Source organism: Streptomyces sp. NPDC045470 (genome assembly GCF_040646595.1).
Lineage (GTDB): Bacteria > Actinomycetota > Actinomycetes > Streptomycetales > Streptomycetaceae > Streptomyces.
This window is the reverse complement of sequence record NZ_JBEZAN010000012.1, coordinates 29,788-41,861: the sequence shown is the minus strand read 5'-3', so window position 1 is coordinate 41,861 and position 12,074 is coordinate 29,788. Positions and strand designations below refer to the sequence as shown.

Genomic DNA, 12,074 nt, shown 5'->3' with positions numbered 1-12,074 from the left:
TCAGGCGGCCGCCGAGCCGCCCGGCCCGTAGGACACCCGTGACGGCCGGTCCGGGGGCTCTCCCGCCGCCTCCGGACCGCCGCCTCCGGGCAGCCGCTTCCGGGCGGCCGCCTTCGGACCACTCCGGCACCCGTACCACCGCCGCCCTCGGCTCCCGTCACCACGCCGCGCCCTGCCCCTCACCCCACAGGGACGCCCGCCTCAAGATTGAGCGGGCGTCCCTGTTCGCGTGCGCGCAGGGCCCAGCGCAGCCGGTTCCAGCGCACCGGAGGCAGCATGTCCGCCGCCTCGGCCTCGGTCGCGAACCGCCAGTCCCGCAGTTCGGGCCCCGGCAGCAGCAGGTCCCGGATCTGCTCGCCCGCCAGCCGGCCGCCGTCGAAGAGCATCCGCAGGCCGCCGAAGCCGGGCGGCTTCGGCGGTTCCCAGTCCAGCACCAGCAGCCGTGGCGCGCTGTGCAGCCGGATGCCCAGTTCCTCGGTGACCTCGCGCAGTCCCGCGCGGGCCGGCGGCTCACCCGGCTCCACGACACCGCCGGGAAACTCCCAGCCCGGCTTGTACGTCGGGTCCACCAGCAGGACCCGGTCGGCGTCGTCGAAGAGCAGCACCCCGGCCGCGAGGGTCTCCGCCGTGGGCTCCGGTGTCTGCACGATGTCGCAGGCCCCGGCACCGGCCTGGACTGCTTCCGCGATCCGTTCGGCGGTCTCCCGCGGTGTCAGCCGGGCCGTGTCGATGACGTGCGCGTCCTGTTTGAGCCAGCCGAGCGCGTCCTCGTACGCCTCCAGGTGCGCCCGGCACCGGTCCTGCGCCGCCGTGTCGGCCGGCGCGCCCCCGGCATGTCCCGCGCGCTGGCCCGCACGCTCTCGGAGGATCGTTTCCTCCGCATGCAGCAGAACATGGCGTACGGGCACCCGGCGCGAGGCGAGGCCGCCGAATATCTCGTCCCGGTACTCCTGGCGCAGCAGCGGCATCGGGGTGACGAGCGGTCCCGGCACCTCGTTGAGCAGCGCGGCGGCCGTGTCCACGACGAGCCGGCGCCAGGACGGAAGGTCCTGGTAGTCGCCGATCTGCTCCAGCCGTGCGGCGGGCAGCAACAGCCGCAGCTCGCTGCCGACCAGCTCGGGGTCGTAGAGCGTGCTTCCGGGAAGCAGGTCCAGCAGGTGCCGGGCCGCGGTGGACTTCCCCGCACCGGACGCGCCGTTCAGCCAGACGATCACATTGCCCCCTTGTCCCTAGACCCCTGTGAGTTGCCCGTAACACCCTGCCACGGAAACTTTTGCGGGGACGGGGCTATCGGCGCGCCGGCACGGACGTGGCCTTTTCCACCTTCGGCGCAATACCGGAAGGTTTGAAGACCCCCTTGTACGCGCTGATCGCGGCCACCGCGGCGACGAGGATGCTGGTCACCACGTCCTTTCCGGCGAAATCCCCGGCGAAGAGCGCGCTCCCCAGCCCCACCAGCACCGAGACCACCACCTGCACCAGGGTTCTGGCGGCGTGCGACCACTGCGGCTGGTTGACGACGGAGATGAGCACCGGTGACGCGAATCCCACGATCAACGCCCACATCTGCGCGTTCGTCATGACGCTCCCCTTTCGCTCGGGCGATAGCCGGAGCGTCGCCGCCCCGAACCGCCCCGGCAAGGGGCCGCGCACCGCGTTCCCGCGCGGGCGTACGGGGCGCCGCCCGCCCCGTCACCCCTTGTTCGCGCCCAGGGTCAGGCCCGCGATGAAGTGCCGTTGCAGGAGCAGGAAGACGACGACCGTGGGCAGGGCGACGATGACCGAGCCCGCCGCCAGCAGGTTGTAGTCCGTGAAGAACTGGCCGCGCAAGTTGTTCAGGGCCGAGGTGACCGGGAGTTTGTCGCCGTCGGAGAGGAAGACCAGGCCCCACAGGAAGTCGTTGTACATCCAGGTGAATTGCAGCGTGCCCAGTGCGGCGAGGGCGGGCCGGCACAGCGGGAGTGTCACGTGCCGGTAGCGCGTCCACACCCCGGCGCCGTCGACGACCGCGGCCTCCAGGATTTCCCTCGGCAGGGTCCGCATGAAATTCGCCAGCACGAAGACGCAGAAGCCGAGCTGGAAAGCGATCTGCACGGCGAGCACGGCCCACAGGGAGTCGTAGAGCGTGAGCGAGTCGGACAGCCAGTAGGGCAGCGGCACCTTGGTGAAGAGCACGTAGAGCGGCGTGATGATGACCTGTTGCGGCAGCAGGTTTCCGGCCGTGAAGAACATCAGCAGGAGCAGTGAGCCGCGCAGCCGCAGCCGGGCCACGGCGAAGGCGGTGAACGACGCGAGGAAAAGCGTGATCAGGACGCCCGGCACCGCGATCAGGAGGGTGTTCAGGAAATACCGGCCCATGCCGGAATCGGTGAACGCCTGCCGGTAATAGTCGAAGGAGAGCCGGCTCGGCAGGGAGAAGTAGCCGTCCCTGGCGGTCTCCTCGTACGGGCGCAGCGACGCGTAGACGGCCAGCAGCAGCGGCGCGAGGAAGGCGAGCGAGACGGCGAGCAGAAAGGCGTGCACGCCCCAGCGGCCGCCCCGGCCGGCCCGCCCGCCCCGGCGGCGGCCGGGTGCGCCACCGGCCGGCCCGGCGGCGCGTACCGGGCGCGTGGTCCCTACGGCGGGCACGGTCATCGGCGCTCCTCCCCCCTCAGTTCCTGGACGAGATAGGTGACGATGAACCCGAGCGAGACCAGCAGCAGGACGACGGCGATGGCCGAGCCGAAGCCGATCCGGCTCGCCTCGCCGACGATGTTGTCGGTCACCAGGACGGACAGCAGTTCCAGGCCGTTGCGGCCCTTGTTGACGGCGTAGACGATGTCGAAGGCGCGCAGGGCCTCGATGACGGTGATGACACCGACGATGACATTGACCGGGCGCAGGGCCGGCAGCACGACCCGGAAGAACGTCTGCCGCTCGGTGGCCCCGTCGATGGCCGCGGCCTCCTTGAGCGTCGGGTCCACCGACTTCAGCCCGGCGAGGTAGAGGATCATGACGTACCCGGTGTGCCGCCAGCAGGCGGCCAGCAGGATCATCCAGATGTTCAGGTCCGGGTCGCCGAGCCAGTCGACCGGGTCCCGCCCGCTGCCCAGCAGGGCGTTCAGGGCGCCCTGGTCCCGGGAGAGGACGAGCTGGGCGATGAAGCCGACGACGGCGAGCGAGAGCACCACCGGCATGTAGAGGGTGGACTGGTAGAAGCGGCTGAACCGCACGCCGCGGTCGATGAGCGCGGCGAGCAGCAGGCCGAACGGGGTGGCGAGCAGGCCGAGAGCGGCGAGCCACAACAGGTTGTTGCGGACCGCCGGCCAGAATTGCGGGTAATCGGCGAAGAGGTGGGCGTAATTGCCGAGGCCGGTCCATTCGATGTCTCCGACGCCGTCCCAGTCGGTGAAGGACAGGCCGATGGAGGCCATCGTCGGTCCCCACACCAGGACGAGGTCGAGCAGGAGCGGCAGGCCCAGCAGGACGCACAGCACGGCGAGGTCGCGGCGGGTGTGGCGCCGCAAGCCCCGGCGCCCGGCGCGGCGCGCCGCGGTCTTCGGCATGGTTCCGGGTCCCCCGTGGGTCGTACGGTCGGTGGTGGTCACGCGTCAGTCCGCGGCGAATATCTGTTTCTTCTGCCGTTCGATGCTGTTCACCAGGCCGTCGATGTCGTCCGGGTCGCCGATGAACTGCTGGAGCGCCTGGATCAGTACGGTCGAGGCGAAATCGGGGCGGGTGTCGCGGTCCATGAACTGCGATATCTGCCGGGCGCCGGCCACCAGCCGGGCGGCCTTCTTCTGCAGGGCGTCGTACGTCTGGGTGCCGGCCGCGCCGTTGGCCGCGATGTTGTTCGGGTCCCGCTTCAGGTAGGCCAGCTCGGCCTGGGGTGTGGCGAGGAAGGCGAGCAGGTCGCGGGCGGCTTCCCGGTGCCGCGCCTTCTTGGCCATCAGGAACCCGTCCATCGGCGCCTCGACCGCCTCCTTGCCGAAGGCCGGATCGATCTCGGGGAACGGGAAGAGGTCCAGGTCCGCGCGGTTCTCCGCGGTGAACTGCTGGCCGGGGTGCTGCAGTCCGAGCACCGCCATGCCGGCCTTCTTCCCCTGGAGGGACTGCGCCGCCTCCTGCCAGGTCCGGCCGTTGGCGCCTTTCTGGTGGTACGGCAGCAGGCTCCGCCACAGGTCGAAGACCTGCCGTACCTGCGGGCCGGTCCAGGATTTCTCCCCACGCATCAGGGCGAGATGGAAGTCGTACCCGTTGGCCCGCATGTCGAGGTAGTCGAAGGTGCCCATGGCGGGCCAGCCTTCCTTGTCGCCGAAGGCGAATGGGGTGAGGCCGTCCTTCTGCATCCGCCGGGCGAGCGCGCGGTATTGATCGAAGTTCTCCGGGATCTCGTAACCCCGCGTCCGGAAAACGCTCTTCCGGTGGAAGACCGCCCACGGGTAGTAGTAGTACGGCACGAAGTACTGCTTGCCGTCCTCGCCCGTGGACTGTTTCTTCACCGCGTCGGAGAACCCGTCGAACTTCCTCCAGAGATCACTGATGTCGGCGAGCAGGCCCTTTCGCGCGAAGTACTGCATCCGGTATCCGGCGAACCACGTGAAGACGTCATCGGGCGTGCCCTGGAGGTAACGGTTGATGTTCTCCTGGAAGTTCTCGTGGTTGACCGTGTTGACCTTCACCGGCTTCTTCGACTTCTTCTCGTACGCCGCGAAGGCGTCGGCGTACGCGCGTTTGGGCACCGCGTCGGAGGCGTTGGACCCCAGGGTGACGCCGTCGCCGGAGCCGTCGCCGCAGGCGGTGAGCAGCGACGGCAGCGCGACCGCCCCCGCACCGGCCGCCACGCCTCGCAACAGGGACCGCCGGGGCATCCCGTGTACCGCCCGGCGCGTACCCCCGCCCGGGCCGTCCCCCCATGACCGGACCATGTCTTCTCCCCCTCCTCGGCGATGGAACCGAACAGAACCGAACGCGAGTGCTGGGATCTCACTCCCAACTCGGGCATCGGTCAAGGCTTTCGGCGGCCCCTTCCCGCATTTTCCCCTTTCGCCTTCCAACACAGTCCAACAAGCCTTACCGTAAACACTCGCAATTGTCCGGTACATGACTTACTGCTCTCTCCGCGAACGGAGGACGCGAATCATGCGCCCGCACACCCCCCTCACCACCCGCCGCGCCCGGCGAAGAGTCGTCGCGGCGCTGTCCGCGGCGTTCCTGTGCTCGGCCGGGGTGACGGCCCTGCCCGCCGCGGCTCGCACGGCCGACGCCGCCGACGGTCCGCCCGGCTCCCCTTCCACCGCGGCCGTCTCCGCCGGAACGGCCGTGTCCGCCGCCCCGCGACTGCCCGACGGCCTGGCCAGGACACCCCCCATGGGCTTCAACAACTGGAACTCCACCCACTGCGGAGCCGACTTCAACGAGGCGATGATCAAGGGGATCGCCGACATCTTCGTCGAGAAGGGACTGAAGGCCGCCGGTTACGAGTACGTGAACCTGGACGACTGCTGGGCCAAGAAGGAGCGGGACGCGAACGGAAAACTGGTCCCGGACACCACCCGCTTCCCCAACGGCATCAAGGCCTTGGCCGACTACGTCCACTCCAAGGGCCTGAAGTTCGGCATCTACACCAGCGCCGGCACCACGACGTGTGCCCAGGCGATGCCCGGCGCGCTGGGCCATGAGTACTCCGACGCCCAGCAGTTCGCCGACTGGGGAGTGGACTACCTGAAATACGACAACTGCAATAACCAGGGAGTGGACGCGAAGAAGCGCTACATCACCATGCGCGACGCCCTGAAGGCGACGGGCCGCCCCATCGTCTACAGCATTTGCGAGTGGGGCGAGAACAAGCCGTGGGAGTGGGCGGCGGACGTCGGGCACCTGTGGCGCACCACCGGTGACATCAGTGACGTGTGGGACAGCATGGTCTCGATCTTCAAGGCGAACGCGCCGCTGGCGCCGTACGCCGGTCCCGGCCACTGGAACGACCCGGACATGCTGGAGGTCGGCAACGGCGGGATGACGGACACCGAGTACCGCAGCCACTTCTCGCTGTGGTCGATGATGGCCGCGCCGCTGCTGATCGGCACCGACCTGCGCAAGGCGTCGCAGGCTACCTTCGACATCCTCGACAACCGCGAGGTCGTCGCGCTCGACCAGGACCCGCTGGGCAAGCAGGCCCAGGTGCTGAAGTCCGAGGGCGGACGCTGGGTCCTGAGCAAGCCGCTGGCCAACGGCGACCGGGCGGTGGCCCTGTTCAACGAGACCGACCGGCCGCAGCACATCACCACCACGGCCCAGGAGGCGGGCCTGCCGCAGGCGAGCGGCTACCGGCTGCGCGACCTGTGGAAGGGCGAGAACACCCACACCGCGGGTGAGATCGCCGGGACCGTACCGGCGCACGGCACGCTGCTGTACCGCGTCGCCGCCGACCGCCACTGGGCGCAGTACCCGCCGGCCCTCGACACCGCGGCGGACGGCGTCGCGCCGATCGAGGTCGGCAAGGAGGCCCGGATCGCCACCCTCACCCGCAACCTGGGCCGCACCCCCGCGCTGGACGTCAAGGTCGACCTCAAAGGCCCGCAGGGCTGGCGCGTCGAGCCGGTCACGTCCACCGGCACCCAGGTCCTGCCCCCGGGCAAGGAACTGGCCACCGCGTGGAAGATATCGCCGCTCGCGGGGACCAGGCCCGGACCGTACGAGCTGACGCTGACCACCGACTACCGCTCGACACGCGGGCAGCGGGTGACCCTGACGCTGCCGTTCGCGGTCACCGCCGTCCAGGCGCCGCCCGCCGGCACCTCGTACGCCAGCGACCTGACCTGGCTCTCCGCCACCAACGGTTACGGGCCGGTGGAGAAGGACATGAGCGTGGGCGGGCAGCGGCCCGGTGACGGGACGCCGATCACCATCGGCGGCGTGCCGTACGCCAAAGGGCTGGGCACCCACGCGCCCAGCGAGATCACGTACTACACGGGCGGGAAGTGCTCGGCGTTCAGCGCGCAGGTCGGCGTGGACGACGAGACCGGCGACCAGGGGACGGTCACCTTCGAGGTGTGGGCCGACGGGCGGAAGGTCGCCGAGAGCGGCAGACTGACCGGCACCGACCCGGCGAAGGCGATCAGCGCCGCGGTCACCGGGGCGGGCACCGTACGGCTGGTCGTGCAGGACGCCGGCGACGGCTTCTTCTACGACCACGGCGACTGGGCCGACGCGAAGTTCACCTGCTGACGCGGGCGTTCGGCGCACACCGCACACCGGCCGGGCGGGCCGCACGGTCCGCCCGGCTCACGGCGTCGTCCGGGTCCGGCCGGTCCTCGGTGGCGGGGACCGGCCGGTCCTCGGCGCCCGGACTCGGCCGGTACTCGGCGCCCGGTACCGGCCCGGTCCCTTCCGTACGGCCGGGTCAGCAGATCGGCAGGCCGGGGACCGGCGCGTCGTTCCGGCCGCCCTTGAGGTACACGGCGCTGACGTACACGCCGCTGTTGCCGCTGTCGTCGTCCGTCTTCGCCCACCAGGTGTTGGTCCACCGGCCGTACGTCTCCCGGCGGCCCAGGTTCGCCTGGCAGTAGAAGTAGTTGGTGCCCGCGTTCAACGTGCCGACGTGCTGGAAGGAGCCGGTGTACGAGGCGGCCGTGCGCCACACCTGGCAGTTGACCTTGCCGCCGCCGATCGGCGCGCACGAGCTGGGCTCCGGTACGCCACCGGTCCCGCCGACGGCGCCGCCACCGCCCGAGGCGGCGGACCCGCCGCCGGACGCGGAACCGTCACTGCCGCCCGGCCCGCCGTCGCCCCTGCCTCCCGTACCGCCGGCCGCCGCTCCCCCGTCGCCGTCCTTGCCGTTGCCGGGGGCGCCGCCGGGCTTCGGCTTCCCGGACGCGGCACCCTTCGACGGCTCGCCCGAGGTGGCGGGCGCCGCACTCCGCCCGTTCTCGTCCTTCCCGGTCGCCTCGTCGCCCGGCTTGGCGTCCCCGGCCTCCTTCGGCGTGCCCGACGCGTCCGTCCGCGCGGCCTGCTCCTGTTCCCGTGCGGGGGCGCCCGGCCGCCGCTCGGCGACCGTACCGCCGGAGTCCCGGGCCATCAGCCCGTACGTCACTCCCCCACCCGCCACCAGGACGGCCGCCACAGCGGCGGCGGTGAGCACGGCGGTACGGCGTCCGCGCCCGGACGGAGGCGTGGCGGTGCCGGTGCCGGTGGCCGCCACGGTACTGGTCTCCCGTTCCCCCGGGTTTCCGACGGGAACCGGGCCGGTGGACGCCCGGCCGCCGACCGGGCCGGCGGGCGGCTGACCGCTGACCGGCCCGGTCGGTGCCTGACCGCCTGGCGGCGACGGCAAGGGCGCCGCCGGGATATCCGCCGCGGTCGGCGTCCACGACGTACCCGGGTCCGTGCCTGTACCTGTACCCGGGCCTGGACCCGCACCCGGGCCTGGACCTGGACCTGGACCTGGGCCCGGCTGCGTACCCGGCCCCGTACCCTCACCCGCTCCCGTACCCGCCCCCGGCGCCATCCCCAGCCGCACCGTGTCGCGCCCGTCGGCCACCGCCGTCAGCAGGGCCCGCGCCTCGGCCGCGCTCGGCCGGGCGGCCGGGTCCTTGGCCATCAGCGCGTGCAGTACGGGCGTCAGCGGCCCGGCGCGGCGCGGCGCGGGCAGCGGTTCGGAGACGATCGCCGTCAGGGTCGACCAGACCGATGTCCGGCGGAACGGCGCTCCGCTGCCCTCCACCGCCGCGTACAGCGTCATGCCCAGCGACCAGATGTCCGAGGCGGGCGACGGCGGCTGCCCCTGGGCGCGCTCGGGCGGCAGGTAGTCGAGCGAACCGACGAGTTCGCCGCTGCGGGTGAGGTGGGTGCTGGCCCCGTCGTCGGGCGCCTCGATGCTGGCGATGCCGAAGTCGGTGAGCACCACGCGGCCGACCCCGGCGTCCGGGCGGTCCGCCCGCCGGTCCCAGCGCTCCAGCAGGACGTTGCCGGGCTTGACGTCCCGGTGCAGCACGCCCACCTGGTGGGCGGCGTCCAGCGCGTCCATCACCTTGGCGCCGATGGCGGCGATCTCACGCGGGTCCATGGCGCCGCCCCGGTCGAGCGCGTCGTCCAGCGACGGGCCGTCGACCAGTTCCATGACGATGACGGGGCGCCCGTCCTCGTGGATCACGTCGTGCACGGTGACCACGCCGGGGTGCCGGACCCGGGCCGCGGCCCGTGCCTCGCGCTGCATCCGGGTCCGCAGGTCGGCCAGCTCCGGCGCGGACGCGTCGGTGTAGGCGCGCAGCACCTTCACGGCGACTTCCCGGCTCAGCACCTCGTCCACCGCCCGGCAGACGACGCCCATGCCGCCGCGCCCGATCTGCCCGGTGACCCGGTACCGCCCGCCGAGCAGCCGCCCGGTCAACTCCCCGGCGCCACCGCCCCCTTCACGAGCGCTGTCGCCACCCTCGCCGCCGCGGCCCACGTCTCCCGGCCCGTTCACACCATTCACGCCACTCGCCCCGTTCGCCCCACTCGTCCCCTGCCATGGTCGGCACCAGCCTAGAGGGCCGTGGGGCGTCGTACGCCCTCTCAGGCGGTCGGGGCGAAGGCATCGAGACGGGACTGTTGTGCGGCGGCGGCCGCGGCGCCCACCACACCGGCGTCCGTGCCCATCTGCGCCGGTACGACCGTGAGGCCGCGGACGAAGGAGAGCGTGGCGTAGTCGCGCAGGGCGCGGCGCAGGGGGACGAAGAGGAGGTCCCCGGCGCCCGCGACGCCGCCGCCGACGACCACGATCTCGATCTCGACGAGCGCGGCGGTGGCCGCGACTCCCGCGGCCAGGGCCTGGGCGGCCCGCTCGAACGAGTGACGGGCCACCGGGTCACCCGCGCGGGCCGCGGCGGCCACGGCGGCGGCGCTGGTGTCGCCGTCCGGGCCCGGCCGCCAGCCGCGTTCGAGGGCGCGGCGGGCGATGTTGGGGCCGCTGGCGAGGCGTTCGACGCAGCCGCGGGCGCCGCACGGGCAGGGGTCGCCGTCGAGGTCCACGCTGATGTGTCCGATGTGGCCGGCGTTTCCGGTGGGGCCCGGGTGCAGCCGGCCGTTCAGGACCAGGCCGCCGCCGACGCCGGTGGAGACCACCATGCACAGGGCGTTCGCGTAGCCGCGGGCGGCGCCCTGCCAGTGCTCGGCGGCGGTCATGGCCACGCCGTCGCCCACCAGGACGACGGGGCGCGCTCCGACCAGGTCCCGTACTTCGGCGACGACCGGGAAGTCCCGCCAGCCGGGGATGTTGACCGGGCTGACCGTGCCGCGCCTGGCGTCCACCGGGCCCGCGCTGCCGATGCCGACGGCGGCCACCCTGGCCCACTCGGGGTGGGCGGTCAGCTCGCCCACCACCTCGGCCAGCGCGCGCAGGACGGTGGTGCCGTCCCGGTCGGCGGGCGTGGGCCGGGTGGTGCGGACGAGCAGCCTGCCGTGCTCGTCCACCAGCGCGCCGGCGATCTTGGTGCCGCCGATGTCCAGCGCTGCGCTCAGGTCCGTCTGCATCGGTGTCGAATCTCCTGGTGGGGCGCCTGGGCCGGGGTGCGTGGACCCGGCACGGGAACGCCAGTCTCGTGCTGATTGACAACGTTGTCCAGAGGTTATGCTCGACGCCGTGCCGCACGTCGTCGTGCGGTGCCGCCGGACGGTCCCGCCGGTCGGCCGCACGCACCGGCCCTCCGGACACCGCCACAGCCATCATCGGCGTACCGGAGGGGGAACCGCCACACCCATCCCGCCCGTCTCTCCAGCAACAACCGGAGCGAGCACCGGAGCCGCGGCCCTCTCGGGACCGCCCGGCCACCGCTCCCCCACCTTTCCCCACTCCCCCACTTTCCCTCACCGCCGACAGAATCAGGACCGCGCACGTGACCGACACCGCCCGGGGCACCTCCCGTCGCTACGGCAGCCGGCCCACGATGAAGGACGTCGCGGCCCGGGCCGGCGTCGGTCTGAAGACGGTCTCCCGGGTGGTCAACGGCGAGCCCGGCGTCACCCCCGAGACCGAGCGCCGCGTCCAGGACGCCATCACCGCCCTCGGCTTCCGCCGCAACGACTCGGCCCGCATCCTGCGCAAGGGCCGCACCGCCAGCATCGGCCTGGTCCTGGAGGACCTCGCCGACCCGTTCTACGGGCCGCTCAGCCGCGCCGTCGAGGAGGTCGCCCGGGACCACGGCGCGCTGCTGATCAACGGGTCCAGCGCCGAGGACCCGGCACGCGAGCAGGAGCTGGTCCTGGCCCTGTGCGCGCGCCGGGTGGACGGCCTGGTGATCATTCCGGCCGGTGACGACCACCGCTACCTGGAGCCGGAGATCGCGGCGGGCGTCGCCACCGTCTTCGTGGACCGCCCGGCGGGCCGGATCGAGGCGGACACGGTGCTCTCCGACAGTTTCGGCGGCGCCCGCGACGCGGTCGCGCACCTGATCGCGCACGGCCACCGCCGGATCGGCTTCATCGGCGACCAGCCGCGCATCCACACCGCCGGGGAGCGGCTGCGCGGCTACCGTACGGCGATGGCCGCGGCCGGACTGGCCGTCGACGAGTCGTGGGTCTCCCTCGGGTCGACCGCGCCCGACCGGGTGCGGTTCGCGGCCACCGCCATGCTGGACGGGCCGCACCCGGTCACCGCGCTGTTCGCGGGCAACAACCGGGTCACGGTCACCGCGGTGCGGGTGCTCGCCGAACATCCGCGCCCGGTCGCCCTGGTGGGCTTCGACGACTTCGAGCTGGCCGACCTGGTGTCCCCCGCGATCACGGTCGTGGCGCAGGACGCCGCGCGCCTCGGCCGTACCGCCGCCACGATGCTCTTCCGCCGCCTGGACGGTACCGAGATCCCGCCGCAGCGTCAGGAGATCCCCACCCGCCTCGTCCCGCGCGGCTCGGGCGAACTGCCCCCGCCCGCGGACGGCTGAGTGCCCCCGGCACCAGGTCCGGCGCGACCGAACCGAAGACCGCACTCCGGCTGTCCCGGCTCGGCGCGTGCTGGGCGGCGTGGGCCCGCAGGTCACGCACACAGCCGTACGAGCCGGGCGCTCCCGACCGGACCGGCGCCCGGCGGACGCGCGCGCTGAAACGTCACGGCGCGC

The 12,074-nt window shown here is 72.5% G+C and carries 9 protein-coding genes; 2 read left to right on the top strand and 7 right to left on the bottom strand.

Annotated features, from left to right (window positions below):
- Window positions 1–179: 179 nt before the first annotated feature.
- The 5 genes from AB0A97_RS27910 to AB0A97_RS27890 all read right to left on the bottom strand — a co-directional run bounded on the left by AB0A97_RS27910 (window position 180) and on the right by AB0A97_RS27890 (window position 4,850).
- Window positions 180–1,214, bottom strand: coding sequence for an NUDIX domain-containing protein (locus tag AB0A97_RS27910; RefSeq protein WP_361155023.1), 1,035 nt, complete (start codon window positions 1,212–1,214; stop codon window positions 180–182).
- A 73-nt stretch (window positions 1,215–1,287) separates the two neighbouring features.
- Window positions 1,288–1,581, bottom strand: coding sequence for a hypothetical protein (locus AB0A97_RS27905; protein WP_361155021.1), 294 nt, complete (start codon window positions 1,579–1,581; stop codon window positions 1,288–1,290).
- A gap of 111 nt (window positions 1,582–1,692) precedes the next feature.
- A complete protein-coding gene (locus AB0A97_RS27900; protein WP_361155019.1) occupies window positions 1,693–2,634 on the bottom strand; it encodes a carbohydrate ABC transporter permease in 942 nt (313 codons plus the stop codon).
- Window positions 2,631–3,545 carry a sugar ABC transporter permease gene (locus tag AB0A97_RS27895; RefSeq protein WP_361155017.1) on the bottom strand — a complete coding sequence of 305 codons (915 nt, stop codon included), beginning with the start codon at window positions 3,543–3,545 and terminating at the stop codon, window positions 2,631–2,633. Before AB0A97_RS27895 ends, AB0A97_RS27900 begins: the two co-directional genes overlap by 4 nt.
- A 45-nt stretch (window positions 3,546–3,590) precedes the next feature.
- Entirely contained in the window at window positions 3,591–4,850 is a 1,260-nt protein-coding gene (locus AB0A97_RS27890; RefSeq protein WP_361155016.1) for an ABC transporter substrate-binding protein, read from the bottom strand.
- Window positions 4,851–5,121: 271 nt separating this feature from the next.
- On the opposite strand from AB0A97_RS27890, the gene AB0A97_RS27885 reads away from it, so the two are divergent.
- Window positions 5,122–7,209 carry an NPCBM/NEW2 domain-containing protein gene (locus tag AB0A97_RS27885; RefSeq protein ID WP_361155014.1) on the top strand — a complete coding sequence of 696 codons (2,088 nt, stop codon included), beginning with the start codon at window positions 5,122–5,124 and terminating at the stop codon, window positions 7,207–7,209.
- Window positions 7,210–7,384: 175 nt separating this feature from the next.
- Here AB0A97_RS27885 and AB0A97_RS27880 read toward each other — a convergent pair whose 3' ends face one another.
- Window positions 7,385–9,370, bottom strand: coding sequence for a protein kinase (locus tag AB0A97_RS27880; RefSeq protein WP_361155250.1), 1,986 nt, complete (start codon window positions 9,368–9,370; stop codon window positions 7,385–7,387).
- A 167-nt stretch (window positions 9,371–9,537) separates the two neighbouring features.
- The gene (locus AB0A97_RS27875; RefSeq protein ID WP_361155012.1) at window positions 9,538–10,494 is read right to left on the bottom strand and encodes an ROK family protein; all 957 of its coding nucleotides are present in this window, start codon (window positions 10,492–10,494) and stop codon (window positions 9,538–9,540) included.
- A 362-nt stretch (window positions 10,495–10,856) separates the two neighbouring features.
- Between AB0A97_RS27875 and AB0A97_RS27870 the strand changes: the two genes are divergently transcribed.
- Window positions 10,857–11,900, top strand: a complete 1,044-nt coding sequence (locus AB0A97_RS27870; RefSeq protein WP_361155011.1) for a LacI family DNA-binding transcriptional regulator — start codon at window positions 10,857–10,859, stop codon at window positions 11,898–11,900.
- Window positions 11,901–12,074: the final 174 nt, after the last annotated feature.